This window comes from Streptomyces sp. NPDC048612 (assembly GCF_043199295.1).
Classification (GTDB): Bacteria; Actinomycetota; Actinomycetes; order Streptomycetales; family Streptomycetaceae; genus Streptomyces.
Genome location: NZ_JBICVV010000029.1, coordinates 56,123 through 70,993 on the forward strand (window position 1 = coordinate 56,123; position 14,871 = coordinate 70,993).

The following is a 14,871-nucleotide window of genomic DNA, read 5'->3' on the forward strand; positions in this document are numbered from 1 at the left end:
TGCGCGCGACGGCGGGCCCTCGACGGGGCCCGGTGACCCGTCCAGGGTAGTGCGTGCCCGATACTGGACCGCATGGCTTACGACGATCTTCGCTCGTTCCTGCGCGCCCTTGAGCGGGAAGGCGATCTCAAGCGCATCAAGGCCGAGGTCGACCCCTATCTGGAAGTCGGCGAGATCGTGGACCGGGTGCAGAAGTCCGGCGGTCCGGCGCTGCTCTTCGAGAACGTCAAGGGCTCGGCGATGCCGCTCGCCATGAACGTCTACGGCACCGACCGCCGGCTCCTCAAGGCGCTCGACCTCAAGGCGTACGAGGACATCAGCGGCAAGATCGGCGGGCTGCTCAAGCCGGAGCTGCCGCACGGTTTCGTCGGCGTCCGCGAGGCGTTCGGGAAGCTCGCCGGGATGACGCACGTCCCGCCGAAGAAGGTCAAGGAAGCGCCCGTCCAGGAGGTCGTGCTCCGCGGCGAGGACGTCGACCTGGACCGGCTCCCCGCGCTGTTCACCTGGCCCGAGGACGGCGGCTCGTTCTTCAACCTGGGGCTGACGCACACCAAGCACCCGGAGACCGGGGTGCGGAATCTCGGTCTCTACCGCCTCCAGCGCCACGACAAGCGCACCATCGGGATGCACTGGCAGATCCACAAGGACAGCCGCAACCACTACCAGGTCGCCGCCAAACGCGGGGAGAAGCTGCCGGTCGCCATCGCCTTCGGCTGCCCGCCGGCCGTCACGTACGCCTCGACCGCGCCGCTGCCCGGGGACATCGACGAGTACCTCTTCGCGGGCTTCCTCCAGGGCAAGCGGATCGAGATGGTCGACTGCAAGACCGTCCCGCTCCAGGTCCCGGCGAACGCCGAGGTCGTCATCGAGGGCTGGCTGGAGCCCGGCGAGATGCTGCCGGAGGGCCCGTTCGGCGACCACACCGGTTTCTACACGCCGCAGGAGCCGTTCCCGGCGCTGACCATCGACTGTGTGACGATGCGTAAGCGGCCGCTGCTCCAGTCGATCGTCGTGGGGCGCCCGCCGACGGAGGACGGGCCGCTGGGCCGGGCGACGGAGCGCTTCTTCCTCCCCCTGCTCAAGATCATCGTCCCGGACATCGTGGACTACCACCTCCCCGAGTCCGGCGGCTTCCACAACTGCGCGATCGTCTCGATCGACAAGAAGTACCCCAAGCACGCGCAGAAGGTCATGCACGCCATCTGGGGGGCGCACATGATGTCGCTGACCAAACTGATCGTGGTCGTGGACGCGGACTGCGATGTGCACAACCTCCACGAGGTGTCCTGGCGGGCGCTGGGCAACACCGACTACGCCCGCGACCTCACCGTCGTCGAGGGCCCGGTCGACCACCTCGACCACGCCTCCTACCAGCAGTTCTGGGGCGGTAAGGCGGGTATCGACGCGACGAAGAAGTGGCCCGAGGAGGGCTATACGAGGGACGGGGGCTGGCCCGAGATGGTCGAGTCCGACCCGCGCACGGCGGCGCTGGTCGACCGCCGCTGGAAGGAGTACGGCCTCTCGTGAGCAGCGCATCCGCAGCCGTCCCGCAGCCCGGCCGCACCAAGGCCTTCCTGCGCCTGGTGATGATCGAGCACTCGGTCTTCGCGCTGCCCTTCGCCTACATCGCCGCGCTGACCGCGATGTACGAGGGCGGCGGGCGCGTCCAGTGGGGCCCGCTGCTCCTGGTCACCGTCGCCATGGTCGGCCTGCGCACCTTCGCGATGGCCGCGAACCGCATCATCGACCGCGAGATCGACGCCCGTAACCCGCGCACCGCGGGGCGGGAGCTGGTCACCGGCGCGGTCTCGGTGAAGTCCGCCTGGACGGGGGCGCTCATCGCGCTCGTCGTCTTCCTGGGCGCCGCGGCCCTGCTCAACCCGCTGTGCCTGGCGCTCGCGCCGGTCGCGGTGGTGCCGATGGTGGTCTATCCGTACGGCAAGCGCTTCACCAACTTCCCGCAGGCGATCCTCGGCCTGGCCCAGGCGATGGGACCGGTCGGTGCCTGGCTCGCGATCAGCGCGACCTGGTCCTGGGAGGCGGTGATCCTCGGCCTCGCGGTCGGCATCTGGATCGGCGGCTTCGACCTGATCTACGCCTGCCAGGACGTGGAGACCGACCGCGAGATCGGCGTGCGCTCGGTCCCGGCCCGCTTCGGCATCCCGGCCGCGATCTGGGGCGCGCGCGGCTGTCACCTCGTCACGACGGCGCTCTTCGCCTGGTACGCGGTGGCGACCGGCGCGGGGGTGTTCCTCTGGCTGGGCCTGGTGATCGTGGCCGCGGCGTTCCTGTACGAGCACACGATCGTCAAGCCGCACGACCTGACCCGGCTGAACCGGGCCTTCTTCCAGGTCAACGGCTTCATCGGGATCGCGCTCTTCGTGTGCGCGCTGCTGGATCTGATGGTGCGGGGGCTGGCGGTCTGAGCTCGGGCCCGGCGGCGGCCGGGCCCGGCGGTCAGCCCTTGCTGAGGGGCCAGGCGATCAGGCGCGGGTAGGTCCAGAGTTCGCCGCGGGTGGCCTTGACCGTGCCGATGACCGCGCAGACGACGCCGGACAGGGCGTAGGAGCCGAAGATGACGATGATGGTCAGCAGCGGGACCGCGAGGCCGGCGCTGTTGCGCTGCTGTTCCGTGGCGGCCGCGGCGAATATGAGGGCGCTGGAGAAGTACAGCACCACTCCGAGGGCCGCCATGATGGCCTGCGTGATGCCGTAGTTGAGCGCCTGGGTGGCGTGGTGGCGGACGTACGGGTCGTGCTTGTGGCGTTCGTTGCCGCGCAGGGACAGCGGGTAGATCCAGCCGAGGAAGGCGCCCAGGCCGCAGCACATCATCGTGCCCGCCGTGACGGTCAGCAGTGCGCCGAGGTGGGACCACATCGCGGGGCCCGACGAGGGCGCGGGCGGGTGGCTGCCGTAGCCGTGGCCGCCGGGCTGCGGTGCGCCGGGGTAGCCGTAGCCGCCGCCCGGGGCACCGGGCCAGCCCTGCTGCGGGGGCCCGTACGGCTGTTGCGGTCCGCCGGGCGACGGGCCGTAGCCGGGCTGGTGGTATTCGGACATGCGCTGTTCCCCCGTAGCTGCTGTGTGGCGCGCGCGTGGCCGTTGCGTGGCGCGCGCCGCGGGGCTGTCAGTAGGGCCCCGTGGCTCTCGTTCGGCCTGAGGCTACGTGATGGGGCGGACAGCGGCGGCGGTCAGGTGGCCGGGCGCCCGCACCCGGAAGGCGAAGGCCGCCAGCACCCCGCCTATCAGCCCGAAGAGATGGCCCTGCCAGCTGATGCCGCTGTCGGTCGGCAGCGCGCCCCACAGGATCGAGCCGTAGACCACGCCCACCACCAGGCCGATGCCGATGTCGAGGAGCTTGCGCTCGATGAAGCCGCGCACCAGGAGGTAGCCGAAGAGGCCGAAGACCACACCGGAGGCGCCCGCGGTGTTGCTGTCCGGCGCGGCCGTGAGCCAGACGCCCAGGCCGCTGGTGAGGATGATCAGCAGGGTGACGGCGGTGAAGCGGCGCACGCCGCTGCGCAGCGCGGCGACCAGGCCGAGCAGCAGCAACGGCAGGGTGTTCGCCACGAGATGGCCGAAGCCGAAGTGCAGGAAGGCGGCGGGCACCACGTCCACCAGCTCGGCCGGGTCCCGCGGGGTGATCCCGAAGGTGTCCAGCGCGCCGCCGGTGGCGAAGTCGACGCCCTCCAGCAGCCAGAGCAGGGCCACCCAGCCCAGCATCAGAATGATCGCGGGCTTCGCGCGTGAGGTCATCTCCGGCCGTCCCTTTCTCGTCCCCCGGTGGGGCGGCCCCCGGCGGAGCTGCGCGAGGGGCGCACAAGGAGGAACGGCCGTGAGGGGGTCGATGGTTCCGCCGGATAGGCTCGATGCGTGGAGCCGCCGCACAACGACACCAGTAAGCAGGGCCCCGGCCGACGCCGTCCGTGGGTCGTGGGCATCTCCGGCGCGTCCGGGACGCCGTATGCCGCGTCCGTCCTGCGCGGGCTGCTCGCCGCCGGGGAGGCGGTGGACCTGATCGTCAGCCGGGCCTCGCGGCTGACCCTCCTGGACGAGACGGGGATCGCCTTCCGGGACGCTCACTGGCGCGCCGACCTGCGGGAATGGCTGGCGCGCGGCGCCGATGGCAAGCCGTCGACCTTCCCGGTGACGGAGGCGGCCCTGGCGGAGGTGCGGTACTGGCCGGCCGGGGATCTGGCGGCCGGGCCCTCGTCGGGCTCGTATCCGGTGCAGGGGATGCTGATCGTCCCGGCGAGCACGGCGTGTGTGGCCGGGGTGGCGCTCGGGCTCTCGAAGGATCTGCTGCAGCGGGTGGCGAGCGTGACGCTCAAGGAGCGGCGGCGGCTGGTGGTCGCGGTGCGCGAGACGCCGTTGAACGGTCCGACGCTGAAGCATCTGGTGACGCTGGACGAGGCGGGCGCCGTGGTGCTGCCCGCCTCACCGGCGTTCTACGCGGGGGCGACGCACATCCAGGATCTGGTGGACTTCGTCGCGGGCCGGGCGCTCGATGCGGCCGAGGTGCCGCACGGGCTGTACCGGCGCTGGGAGGGGGAGCTGCGGGGCGGCTCCAAGGAAGCGGAGGAGGCCCCGGAGGCTCCTTAGCGCTTCTTCGCCGCGGCGCGGCCGAAGAGGCGCCGGTTCCGCGGTTCCGCGGACCGGTGGGCACGTGAACGATTGGCCTGGTCCTGCAGCTCGCGCATGCGGGCGTAGGCCATCTCGATCGAGTACACGGTGACAGCTCCTGTGAGATCGTCTGTGATCGGCTGAAAGATTCGCAGGGTTGAAGCCCTGTATGCCTTAGATTCTACATGCAGAACCGGAAAATGCGTAAAGATTGGAAGGCTTGAGGGCATGGACGCGGTGGATAGGCAGCTCATCCAGGCACTTCGCGAGAACGGGCGCGCCTCGTACGCGGAGCTCGGCCGGCTCGTCGGCCTCTCCGGGCCCAGCGTCACGGACCGGATCAACCGCCTCGAAGCGGCCGGCGTGATCACCGGCTACCGCGCGACCGTCGACGCCGCCTCGCTCGGCCTCGGTGTCACGGCGCTGGTGGGCATCTCGCTGTCGGACGCCACCGACCACGAGGACGTCGCGCAGCGGCTGCGCGACCTGGAGGAGATCGAGGACTGCTGGTTCATCGCCGGCGACGACTCGTACATGCTCAAGGTGCGGGTGGGTGACGTGGACGGTCTGGAGCGCACCATCCGGCGGCTGTCCGGCACCAAGGGCGTCTCCCGTACGCGTACCACCATCGTGCTCTCCACCAAGTGGGAGAACCGCGTCGGCGAACTGCCCGAAGAGGCCGAATAGGCCACCGGTCGCCGGCGGCACACAGCGGAGCGGACGGGCGCGCCAGGGGGCCCCGTCCGCCTCTGATACGGGGGAGTACGCTCGGTGAAGCCCGTTTCCGGCTCCGAAGGAACGGCACCGAGTAGGCAGAGACTGGGAGGCGACCGGATGGCTGCGTCGATGGATGTGGGCCTCAAGCGCGAGCTGGAGGCGAAGGTCCACGCCGGGGAGCGGCTGACCCGCGAGGACGGTATCGCCCTCTACGAGTCCGACGATCTGGCATGGCTGGGCGGTCTCGCCCACGAGGTGCGCACCCGCAAGAACGGCGACGTCGTCCACTTCAACGTCAACCGCCACCTCAACATGACGAACGTGTGCACCGCGTCGTGCGCCTACTGCTCCTTCCAGCGCAAGCCGGGCGAGAAGGACGCGTACACGATGCGCATCGAGGAGGCCGTCCGCCTCGCCAAGGCGATGGAGAACGACAACCTCACCGAGCTGCACATCGTCAACGGGCTCCACCCCAACCTGCCGTGGCGCTACTACCCGCGTTCGCTCAGCGAGCTGAAGAAGGCGCTGCCGAACGTCTCCCTCAAGGCCTTCACCGCCACCGAGATCCACCACTTCGAGACCATCTCCGGGCTCTCCGCCTCCGAGATCCTCGACGAGCTGATCGACGCCGGGCTGGAGTCGCTGACCGGCGGCGGCGCCGAGATCTTCGACTGGGAGGTCCGGCAGCACATCGTCGACCACCGCACCCACTGGGAAGACTGGTCGCGCATCCACCGCCTCGCGCACGAGAAGGGCCTCAAGACCCCCTCGACGATGCTCTACGGGCACATCGAGGAGCCCCGCCACCGCGTCGACCACGTGCTGCGGCTGCGTGAGCTGCAGGACGAGACCGGCGGCTTCCAGGTCTTCATCCCGCTGCGCTACCAGCACGACTTCGTCGACATGCAGGACGGCAAGGTCCGCAACAAGCTCCAGGCCCGGACGACGATGGCGACCGGCGCGGAGGCCCTGAAGACCTTCGCGGTCTCCCGCCTGCTCTTCGACAACGTCCCGCACATCAAGTGCTTCTGGGTCATGCACGGTCTCCAGACCACGCAGCTCGCCCTCCAGCACGGCGCGGACGACATGGACGGCTCGGTCGTCGAGTACAAGATCACGCACGACGCGGACAACTACGGCACGCCCAACAAGCTGACCCGTGAGGACCTGCTGGAGCTGATCCGCGACGCCGGCTTCCGCCCCGTCGAGCGCAACACCCGCTACGAGGCCATCCGCGAGTACCCGGGCCCGGACCCGGACCGCCGCGAGTCGCCGCAGCCGATGCGCGTCTGACCTGCGGCGGAACCCCGTCGCCGGGGAGCGTTAGGGTCCGGGTCATGAACGTGCGTTTCGACCTGGACCCTTCCCTCACCCCCGAACTCCGTGACGGAATATGCGCGTTGTGGGTCGATGTGTCCAACGCCGGCGGCGCGGTCGGCTTCGTCCCGCCGGTGACGCCCGAGGATGTCCGTCCGGACCTGCTCAAGCATCTGACGGCGATGGCCGAGGGCCGCCAGCGCCTGGTGGCCGGCCGTGACGCGGACGGCCGGGTCATGGCCACGGCGTTCCTCACCGCCAATGATCACCGGCTGATGCGGCACTGGCTGTGGGTCTACACCGTGATGGTCCACCCGGACCTCCAGGGCAAGGGCGCCGGCCGTCGGCTGATGGCCGCGGTCGCCGACGCCGCCCGCTCCGTCGAGGGCGTCGCCGCCCTCCGCCTCACCTGCCGCGGCGGCTCCGGTGCCCGCCCCTTCTACGAGGCCTGCGGCTACCGGGAGGTCGGCCGGGTGCCCGGCGCGATCCGGGTGGCCGACGACGACTACCGCGACGACATCACCATGTGGCTGGATCTGGGCTGACGGGGGCCGGGGCGGCCGCCGAGCCCGTGCGCGGGGTGGCGTGGGGCGGTGCGGGGGCGGCCGTGCCGGGGGCCGCGAAGATCGCCCGAAGCGCTGTGCTTGACTGGATGCAGACCCTTTAGGTTGCCGTTGAGGAGAAGGTCCCATCCGTGAGTAGCCACAACTTCGCCACGCTCCGCTACACCGCCCTTCGGATCGGCCTCTTCGTCGCCTCGTTCGCCGTGGTGTGGCTGCTGGCGTACCTGCATGTCATTCCGCTCGCGATCGGCTCCGCCAACACAGTCTGGATGCTGCTGCTCGCCATCGTGATCTCCGCGCCGCTCAGCTTCGTGCTGCTGCGCAAGCAGCGGGACGCGATGTCCGAGCAGATCGCCGTCAAGGTCGACCGCCAGCGGGAGCGCCTCGCGGCCAGCGCCGGCCAGGAGGACGGCCTGAAGTAAGGCCCGGACCTGGTGTAAGACGCCTCACAGCCGCTTCCTCGCGACCGGCGCCCGCGCCGTGGACTTCGTTCCACGGCCGGGCGCCGGTCGCGTTTCTGACGGAGTGTCCGGTGCGCGGCCCCCGGCGAACCCAAAGATTTTCTTTGGGTTCCTCAAAGTTCAAGTGTTAACGTACCTGCCATGAAGACAGCAGCCGCGCCTCCGTCCCCCATGAGCACCTCGCTCGTGGCGCGCCTGCATGTCGATCTCTGCCGCTGTATGTCCGCGGCCTGTTGCCGCCGCTGACCTCAGCTCCTCCAGCGGCTGGAGACCCTTCTCCCCACCCCTCCGGGCGGGAGAGGCCCGCACGCTGCTGCTCCGCAGCCGCTCGAGTTCCCGGCGCTTCTTTTCGCCGTCCCCCGACGCCTTTACCTGTCCCCGGAGTGTGTCCGTTGTCCACGTCTGCCGAGACCGCCGAGTCCGCACAGGCCCCCCGGCCCCCCAAGTCCTCCCGCATACCCAAGGTCCCGTTCTGGGTGCAGATCCTGACCGGGCTCGCCCTGGGCGTGCTGCTCGGCTGGGTCGCCAAGAGCGGTGACGTCGGCTGGCTCACCACCACGCTCCAGCACGTCGGCGACCTCTTCGTCCAGCTGCTGAAGCTGGCCGTCGCGCCGCTGGTCTTCTTCGCGATCCTGGTGTCGATCACCAACCTGCGGCAGGTCAACAACGCCGCCCGGCTCGCCTCCCGCACCCTGCTGTGGTTCATGGTCACCTCGCTGATCGCGGTCGCGATCGGCCTGGCGATCGGCCTGCTCAGCAACCCCGGCGCGGGCACCGGCCTGACCCCCAAGGACGGCAAGGCCCCCGACGAGGCCGGCTCCTGGATCGACTTCCTGACCGGCATCGTCCCCACCGACATCATCACGCCGTTCACCGAGCTGAACGTCCTCCAGATCGTCTTCATGGCCGCCGTCGCCGGTATCGCGGCCCTGCAGCTCGGCGAGAAGGCCGAGCCGGTCCTCACGATCAGCCGCTCGGTCCTCGAACTGCTCCAGAAGGCCCTGTGGTGGGTCATCCGCCTCGCCCCGCTCGGCACCGTCGGCCTCATCGGCAACGCCATCGCGACGTACGGCTGGAACCTCATCGGCAAGTACGCGACCTTCACCGTCGACATCTACGTCGGCTGCGCGCTCGTCCTCTTCGGCGTCTACCCGCTGCTGCTGTCGACCGTCGCCAAGGTCAACCCGCTCCAGTTCTTCCGCGGCGCCTGGCCCGCCATCCAGCTGGCCTTCGTCTCCCGCTCGTCGGTCGGCACCATGCCGGTCACCCAGCAGGTCACCGAGCGCCTCGGCGTGCCCCGCGAGTACGCCTCCTTCGCGGTGCCGTTCGGCTCGACGACCAAGATGGACGGCTGCGCCTCGATCTACCCGGCGATCGCCGCGATCTTCATCGCCCAGATCTTCGGCGTCCACCTGGGCATCGGCGACTACCTCCTGATCGCCTTCGTCTCCGTCATCGGCTCCGCCGCCACCGCCGGCCTGACCGGCGCCACGGTCATGCTGACGCTGACCCTCTCCACGCTGGGCCTGCCCTTGGAGGGCGTCGGCCTGCTGATGGCCATCGACCCCATCCTGGACATGATGCGCACCGCCACCAATGTGGCCGGCCAGTCGGTCATCCCGATCCTCGTCTCCGCCCGGGAGAAGATCCTCGACCGCGAGGCCTACAACAGCGCGCGGAGCATCAGCCCGGAGCCGGCCGGTGCCGAGGGGACGGACGAGAAGGGGGCGGTGGCGGTGGCGGCTGCGGCGTAGGTGTCGGCCACCGGATTCGTGAGGTAAGCAGCAGAGACAGACGGACCTTTCGCCGGTGCATCGCGGCGTGACGACCGGCCGGTGGCGCACCGGCCGGTCGTTGCCGTTGCCGGCCAGGGCTCAGGGCCGGAAGCCGTTCCCCTCGGTTTCCGGCGGTCACACGGAACCGGCAGGGCGGATCATCGAACGGATCGACGCCCCCGCCGACGCATCACGGCCAACATCCCCAGAAGTACGCTCCGTTAATTCCATGCTGGTATGCGCTTTACCTGAACTTGTCACTGCTATACGTACCTTTGGGTATGAAGTGCGCTGTGTTCGGCTATCAGTGCAACGCGTTGCATATGTGAGGTCGGGGCATCGCGTACGGGCTCTTCGCTAATTGATGCACCCTCAAGGCTTCCGGACTGCAAGCCGCGTGCGCTTAAGCTGGCGTGGTAGCGAAAGCATGTCTCAGAGTGCGTCGATCCAACGGGGAAGGGGCTGTGCAAGTGGCTGACAAGGAGTCATATGTCGACCATGGCGAGCTGGTGAAGCTGGCTCGCAGCTTTGAGCAACACTCCTACGACCTGGAGAAAACTCTCCAGAAGTTCACTGCGGAAACCGGCGAGGAGGCGATCACCGACGGCTTCGGCGTCCTGACCGAGTCGGAAGAGGTGACCTCGGCGTACATCGAGTACTCCGCGGATGTGGCCAGCGCGATGAAGGCCGTATACACCCATCTCGACGAGATCGGGGCCGCGTTGAAGCAGGTCGGTAAGAACACGGAGGTCAATGATCAGGGCGTCGGGGCGCTCTTCGGGGAACACGACGGGGGTAAGTGATGAGCGGGGACGAGTCCGTAGCCGAGGAGATCGTAGAACTCGGAATCGAGATCGTTCATCCGGGTGGCCGGCCGGATGAACTGAGGGAGGCCGCCAAGCAGTGGCGCCACCTGAAATCCGAGGCCGACCGTATCTTCGGCGCTCTGGACAAGCAGGTCAACGCCGCGGTGGGAAACAGCTGGCGGGGCGAAGCCGCCGACGCTTTCCAGGAGCACTGGAACCAGTGCAAAAAGGCCGTCGACCAGGTGACCGTGAATTTCGATGAAGCAGCCGAGGGTCTTGAGAAGGCTGCGAAATCCATTGAAGAGGTCAATGAGGAAATCGAGGACATCTACATCGAGATCGGGATCTCCGTCGGTGTCTCGATCGGCATGTCTTTCCTGACGCTCGGTGTCTCCGCCGCGGTCGGTACGGCCCGTGTGGCGATGCTGGCCAAGCGAGCCCTGGACGCGGCCGGTAAGTTGGGCAGGATGCTGAGGCTCATCGCCCGGACGTATCGGGGGATCAAGGGCGCGCGTTACCTCAGGCCGCAGATGGTGCAGAGCGGCATCAAAGCCATGGAAGGGTTTGCGGTGAACACGGCGAGCGGCACGGCCGGCGGCGTGGCCACCAGCCTCCTCTCCGGCAAGGGGCCGGAGTGGGGCACGAACCTCATGGGCGGTCTCGGCGGTGCGTCCGTCGGTGCCGGAGCGGGAAAGGTCGCGACGGCTCTCGGCCGTGGCGATTTCGTCAGCGGTGCGGTGGGCGGTGCGGCCGGCGGCGTCACCGGCGATTACCTGGACTCCGTTCGCAAGGGCGAGGACCTCAACGGGCGGCAGACCGCGATCACCGCCGTCACCGGTGGTGCGGCAGGCGGGGTCGGCGGCTCGCTCCGGGGCTTCGACAGGGAAATGGACCGCATGGCGCGGGATATCAAGATGGAGAACCGCACTCCCGCGAACCATGAGGCGAACATGGACACCGCTTGGGGCACCGTCGTCCCCATCGCCGGAGGCGTGGCGGGCAACGAGGGCAAGGACGGTTTCGACGACGTGGAGAAGAGCACCGGGGAAGGCCAGACGGCAGCCAAGCAGGGCGCCAAGGGCCGCAACGAGAGCGCCACCGACGAGGTACGAGATGTCTTCGGCTGACCACTCCGCAACCGGGGCCGCGCCCGACGTTCGCCGGGTGGGCGTAGCCCCGCGCCGGGCCGGGGCATGGTTCGCCGCACTGGGACTGGCGGCCATCACCGCTGTCCTGCCGCTGTGGCTCTTCAGCTCCGATCCACAGCCGCGCCGGACGGCGATTCTTGTCGCGCTGGGGTGCGCACTCGCCTGTGTCGGCGGCATCGCCGTGTTCCAGCGCGCGGCAGGGGGGCGGCGGCCGTACGCCGAGATCTCCGTCGCCGAGTTCTCAGAGGCAACGGAGGCGTCCGGACCCCGCGCCGCCGAACCGGACGCACCGCCCCGGGTGCTGCCCTCGCGCCGAGGCATGCAGGGACGTTCCCTCGCGTGGTACCTCGGGGTCTGCACGGTGCTGGTGACCCTTTTCGCCCTGGTGATGGGGGCGCCCCAGCGGCCGGAACGCATGCAGCGGATCGTCGACGCCGGGGCGGAGTTCGCGGCCGTACCGATCGAGAAGATCAGCGACGTCGAGCTGCACGATCCGAGCAAGGGCCAGGACTACTACACCTCCACGGCGGTCGTCCGGCTCGCCCCAGAGGCGGGTGGGGTGCCCGCGACGGCAACCGTCCACCCGAAGACGCCCGACCGTCCGCACGCCGGAGGCAAGCTCTCGGTCCTGTACGCCCCGACGCATCCCGAACTGGGCGCCCTCGCGGGGGACGAGCGCAGCCTCGGCGAGGCACTGAAGGGCGCCACGATGGGCACCGGCGGCACCTGGATCGCAGTCATCGTCTGGGCCGCCGGAATCGTCCTCTCCTTGGTCGGCCTTTCCATGCGCCGTGGATTCCGCTCCTTCTCCCGGCTGGGGCATGCCGACATGGCCGTGCGCGGGAAATGCCTGGGGCCCGACCTCTGGCGGCGGGACTCCGCTGAAGAGCAGTGCCTCAAAGTCGTCACCGCGTCATCCCGCACCGCGCATTTCCTGGCCGATGTCACGGAGGAGCACGTCCCCGACTCCCTGAAGGGGCAGCATCTGTGGCTGTGCTGGGATGCCCGGCGCGGCGCCGGTGGCGGGCGCCTCTCCGGTGGCTCCACACCGGCGGCGCTGGTGTCCGACGACGGGTGGGTGATGCACGGGATGCTCAAGGCCGACGATGCGCGGATGATGGCCGCCGAGGGCGTCTCCGTCGAGAAGGCCGCCGCGGGGAACGGCGAACCGCGCGCCCTGCGCCTGTGGGACCCGCGCTCCGCCTGGCTGCTCTACGTGGCACCGTCCGTGCTGATGCTCGCAGTGGCGCTCATCGGCTGTGCCGCGCTGCTGACCTTCGACATCACCGGTGTCTGGCGCTGGGTGACCGGTGCCGCCGGCGCGGTCGCCGGGCTGTCCCTCGGCCATCTCGCGATGAACGCCCCGTACCCGTCGGCCCTGCGCTCGGCCACGTCCTCGAACGGGGCGGAGCCTTCCTGAGGCCCCGCCGAGGAATGCCTCCCGGAGGGAGGCGAATTGAGGCAGACGGAAGGGCTCGCCCGCGGCATCGCGCCGCGGGCGAGCCCTTCGTCGTTCAGGTCCGCCTTCGCCCGTTCCCGTCCGCCGGAGTACCTGTCCGGGGCCTGGTCACCTGCCCTGGGCGGGTCCGCTCTCAGACCCCTACCGCCCCCGTATGCGCCAGGATCGCCCTCGCCAGCTGGCTGTGGACGGCCGGTGGCAGTGCATGTCCCATCCCCGGGATCTCGACGAGCTGTGCGCGGTGGACGCACTGGGTGAGGTGCTGGGGGTGTGGCGGCGGGAAGACCGGTTCGGCGGGGGCGCTGATGACCAGGGTCGGTACCTCGTTGCGGGCGAGCTGGGATGTGCGGAGCATGCCGTCGTGGTGCGCACGGCCGTGTGCGGTGCCCGCCCGGTGGTGGCCCGTGTGTGCGATGACGTGGTGCTCGAAGGCGCGGTAGTAGGCGGCGTCGAAGGGGAGTTGGTCACCGGCGAGTACGCGCCACTGTTCGACGCGGCGCTCCACTTCGGCGGCCTCGCCGTGATCCTCGACCGGGCGGGCCCACATCTCCAGGACCTCGGGCGCGATGCCCGGAAGCGCGTCGGCCGGGACGGTGCTGCCGTCGGGGCGGGTGTAGGGGGTGGTGCTGAGGGCCATGGTGCTGATGAGAGTGGCGCTGAGCAGCCGGTCGGGGTGGTCGGCAAGCACCATCTGGGCGAGCATGCCGCCCAATGACATACCGACGACATGGGCCCGGTCGAGGCCCAGCCCGTCCAGGACCGCGATCACGTCATCGGCGAGATCGGCGATCCGGTACGGCCGCTCCTCGAAGGACCAGGTGGAGCGCCCGGTGTCGCGGTGGTCGTAGCGGATGACCCGGTGCTGTGCGGCCAGCGCGTCGACCAACGGCTCCGGCCAGCCGACGCCGGCTGCCTGGGCGCCCATGACCAGGAGTAGCGGGGTCGCTTCGGCGTCGCCGCGCTGCTCGGTCCACAGGCGGATGCCGGGGGCGGCGTCGATGAACTGCTGCATGGGGCGGCCCTCCAAGGGCTGTGGACGAAGGCGGTGCGCCGCCGTTCCAGCGTAACGATACGTATCGTCTCGCCATGGCGTGAACGTGTCAAGGAGTGAAGGGCGGGAAGCGAAGATCGTAAACTTACTTTGCAGTAAAGGGGCGGGATGGAGGGACTTTCAGGGTGGGAGCTGTGAAGAGCAAGCGGGTGCCGCGCGCCGTCAGGGAGCGGCAGATGCTGGACGCGGCGGTGCTGACGTTCGCACGGCGCGGATACCGGGCGGCCTCGATGGACGAGATCGCCGAACTGGCCGGAGTCTCCAAGCCGCTGGTCTATCTCTACCTGAATTCGAAGGAAGACCTGTTCAGCGCGGTGATCAGGCAGGAGTCGGAGGCGCTGATGGCGGCCGTGACGGCAGCCGCTGAGCCGGGTCTGGCGCCCGATCGGCAGCTGTGGAGCGGCCTGCGGGGCTTCTTCGCGCACACCGCCGAGCGGCCGTACGGCTGGGCCGTACTCCACCAGCAGGCGCGGGCGCACGGTGAGCCGTTCGCGCGCGAAGTGGCCGCGCTGCGGGCCGACATGGTCGATTTCGTCACGGAGTTGCTCGGTGCGGCCGCAAAGGAGGCCGGCTGCGCCGGTGAACTCGCCGAACGTGAGGTCGCCGGGCTCGCGCACGCGTTGGTCGGTGCGGCGGAGTCGCTCGCCGAGTGGGCCAATGTCCCTGCGGGCGACGGGGCTTCGGCTGACGTCGCGCCTCCGTCGGCGCAGGACACCGCGGCCACGATGATGAACTTCGCCTGGACCGGGCTCGGCCGGCTGATGGGTGGGGAGCGGTGGGGGTGGAGTGGTCTCGTCGACCAGGAGGGGTGCGCCCGCGCGGGGCGTTGACGTCGGCTCCTTCGCTTGCGGCTTGCGGCTTGCCGCCTTGCCTTCGGCCGTCTTGCCGTCTGTCGCCCCGGTTCCGGTTCTTCCGGGGCCGGGGCTGCGGTTTGACCGGTGGTTCCTGGTCGCT

At 69.6% G+C, this 14,871-nt stretch carries 16 protein-coding genes; 12 read left to right on the forward strand and 4 right to left on the reverse strand.

Annotated features, from left to right (window positions below; translation table 11 throughout):
* Positions 1–72 precede the first annotated feature (72 nt).
* Both ACGFN2_RS31780 and mqnP read left to right on the forward strand, forming a co-directional pair.
* On the forward strand, positions 73–1,527 hold the full coding sequence (locus tag ACGFN2_RS31780; RefSeq protein WP_362609142.1) for a menaquinone biosynthesis decarboxylase: 1,455 nt from the start codon (positions 73–75) through the stop codon (positions 1,525–1,527).
* Entirely contained in the window at positions 1,524–2,426 is a 903-nt protein-coding gene (gene mqnP, locus ACGFN2_RS31785) for a menaquinone biosynthesis prenyltransferase MqnP (RefSeq protein ID WP_393366132.1), read from the forward strand. Before ACGFN2_RS31780 ends, mqnP begins: the two co-directional genes overlap by 4 nt.
* A 31-nt stretch (positions 2,427–2,457) precedes the next feature.
* On the opposite strand, the gene ACGFN2_RS31790 is transcribed toward mqnP, so the two are convergent.
* Positions 2,458–3,057, reverse strand: a complete 600-nt coding sequence (locus tag ACGFN2_RS31790) for a DUF4870 domain-containing protein (RefSeq protein WP_393366134.1) — start codon at positions 3,055–3,057, stop codon at positions 2,458–2,460.
* A 102-nt stretch (positions 3,058–3,159) separates the two neighbouring features.
* The gene (locus tag ACGFN2_RS31795; protein ID WP_393366136.1) at positions 3,160–3,753 is read right to left on the reverse strand and encodes a rhomboid family intramembrane serine protease; all 594 of its coding nucleotides are present in this window, start codon (positions 3,751–3,753) and stop codon (positions 3,160–3,162) included.
* A 117-nt stretch (positions 3,754–3,870) separates the two neighbouring features.
* On the opposite strand from ACGFN2_RS31795, the gene ACGFN2_RS31800 reads away from it, so the two are divergent.
* On the forward strand, positions 3,871–4,599 hold the full coding sequence (locus ACGFN2_RS31800; RefSeq protein ID WP_393366138.1) for a UbiX family flavin prenyltransferase: 729 nt from the start codon (positions 3,871–3,873) through the stop codon (positions 4,597–4,599).
* On the opposite strand, the gene ACGFN2_RS31805 is transcribed toward ACGFN2_RS31800, so the two are convergent.
* Positions 4,596–4,727: a hypothetical protein gene (locus ACGFN2_RS31805; RefSeq protein ID WP_362609157.1), complete on the reverse strand. Its 132-nt coding sequence runs from the start codon at positions 4,725–4,727 to the stop codon at positions 4,596–4,598. The two genes, ACGFN2_RS31800 and ACGFN2_RS31805, sit on opposite strands and share 4 nt — an antisense overlap.
* Before the next feature lie 121 nt (positions 4,728–4,848).
* Here ACGFN2_RS31805 and ACGFN2_RS31810 point away from each other — a divergent pair, with 121 nt between their 5' ends.
* The 8 genes from ACGFN2_RS31810 to ACGFN2_RS31845 all read left to right on the forward strand — a co-directional run bounded on the left by ACGFN2_RS31810 (position 4,849) and on the right by ACGFN2_RS31845 (position 12,827).
* Positions 4,849–5,307, forward strand: coding sequence for an Lrp/AsnC family transcriptional regulator (locus ACGFN2_RS31810; RefSeq protein ID WP_086716013.1), 459 nt, complete (start codon positions 4,849–4,851; stop codon positions 5,305–5,307).
* Between the two features lie 159 nt (positions 5,308–5,466).
* The gene (gene mqnE, locus ACGFN2_RS31815; RefSeq protein WP_393366186.1) at positions 5,467–6,630 is read left to right on the forward strand and encodes an aminofutalosine synthase MqnE; all 1,164 of its coding nucleotides are present in this window, start codon (positions 5,467–5,469) and stop codon (positions 6,628–6,630) included.
* A gap of 44 nt (positions 6,631–6,674) precedes the next feature.
* Positions 6,675–7,199 carry a GNAT family N-acetyltransferase gene (locus tag ACGFN2_RS31820; RefSeq protein WP_393366141.1) on the forward strand — a complete coding sequence of 175 codons (525 nt, stop codon included), beginning with the start codon at positions 6,675–6,677 and terminating at the stop codon, positions 7,197–7,199.
* Between the two features lie 149 nt (positions 7,200–7,348).
* Positions 7,349–7,639: a DUF4229 domain-containing protein gene (locus ACGFN2_RS31825; RefSeq protein ID WP_362613259.1), complete on the forward strand. Its 291-nt coding sequence runs from the start codon at positions 7,349–7,351 to the stop codon at positions 7,637–7,639.
* Positions 7,640–8,070: 431 nt separating this feature from the next.
* A complete protein-coding gene (locus ACGFN2_RS31830; RefSeq protein WP_393366144.1) occupies positions 8,071–9,432 on the forward strand; it encodes a dicarboxylate/amino acid:cation symporter in 1,362 nt (453 codons plus the stop codon).
* A gap of 491 nt (positions 9,433–9,923) precedes the next feature.
* Positions 9,924–10,256 (forward strand): hypothetical protein, encoded by a 333-nt coding sequence (locus tag ACGFN2_RS31835; RefSeq protein ID WP_393366146.1) that lies wholly within the window; start codon positions 9,924–9,926, stop codon positions 10,254–10,256.
* Positions 10,256–11,386, forward strand: coding sequence for a WXG100 family type VII secretion target (locus tag ACGFN2_RS31840; protein WP_393366148.1), 1,131 nt, complete (start codon positions 10,256–10,258; stop codon positions 11,384–11,386). The genes ACGFN2_RS31835 and ACGFN2_RS31840 overlap by 1 nt, the downstream gene beginning before the upstream one ends.
* Before the next feature lie 37 nt (positions 11,387–11,423).
* Positions 11,424–12,827 carry a hypothetical protein gene (locus ACGFN2_RS31845; protein WP_393366150.1) on the forward strand — a complete coding sequence of 468 codons (1,404 nt, stop codon included), beginning with the start codon at positions 11,424–11,426 and terminating at the stop codon, positions 12,825–12,827.
* A gap of 172 nt (positions 12,828–12,999) precedes the next feature.
* Here the strand turns inward: ACGFN2_RS31845 and ACGFN2_RS31850 are convergent, their stop codons facing one another.
* Positions 13,000–13,878: an alpha/beta fold hydrolase gene (locus ACGFN2_RS31850; protein ID WP_393366152.1), complete on the reverse strand. Its 879-nt coding sequence runs from the start codon at positions 13,876–13,878 to the stop codon at positions 13,000–13,002.
* Positions 13,879–14,042: 164 nt separating this feature from the next.
* Here ACGFN2_RS31850 and ACGFN2_RS31855 point away from each other — a divergent pair, with 164 nt between their 5' ends.
* Positions 14,043–14,747, forward strand: a complete 705-nt coding sequence (locus ACGFN2_RS31855) for a TetR/AcrR family transcriptional regulator (protein ID WP_393366154.1) — start codon at positions 14,043–14,045, stop codon at positions 14,745–14,747.
* The last annotated feature ends 124 nt before the right edge of the window (positions 14,748–14,871 follow it).

Bases quoted from the DNA above. Each gene is read 5' to 3' on its own strand.
- ACGFN2_RS31780 (WP_362609142.1), top strand. From the start codon at position 73: ATGGCTTACGACGATCTTCGCTCGTTCCTGCGCGCCCTTGAGCGGGAA.
- ACGFN2_RS31850 (WP_393366152.1), bottom strand. From the start codon at position 13,878: ATGCAGCAGTTCATCGACGCCGCCCCCGGCATCCGCCTGTGGACCGAG.
- ACGFN2_RS31795 (WP_393366136.1), bottom strand. From the start codon at position 3,753: ATGACCTCACGCGCGAAGCCCGCGATCATTCTGATGCTGGGCTGGGTG.
- ACGFN2_RS31790 (WP_393366134.1), bottom strand. From the start codon at position 3,057: ATGTCCGAATACCACCAGCCCGGCTACGGCCCGTCGCCCGGCGGACCG.
- ACGFN2_RS31810 (WP_086716013.1), top strand. From the start codon at position 4,849: ATGGACGCGGTGGATAGGCAGCTCATCCAGGCACTTCGCGAGAACGGG.
- ACGFN2_RS31840 (WP_393366148.1), top strand. From the start codon at position 10,256: ATGAGCGGGGACGAGTCCGTAGCCGAGGAGATCGTAGAACTCGGAATC.
- mqnE (WP_393366186.1), top strand. From the start codon at position 5,467: ATGGATGTGGGCCTCAAGCGCGAGCTGGAGGCGAAGGTCCACGCCGGG.
- ACGFN2_RS31820 (WP_393366141.1), top strand. From the start codon at position 6,675: ATGAACGTGCGTTTCGACCTGGACCCTTCCCTCACCCCCGAACTCCGT.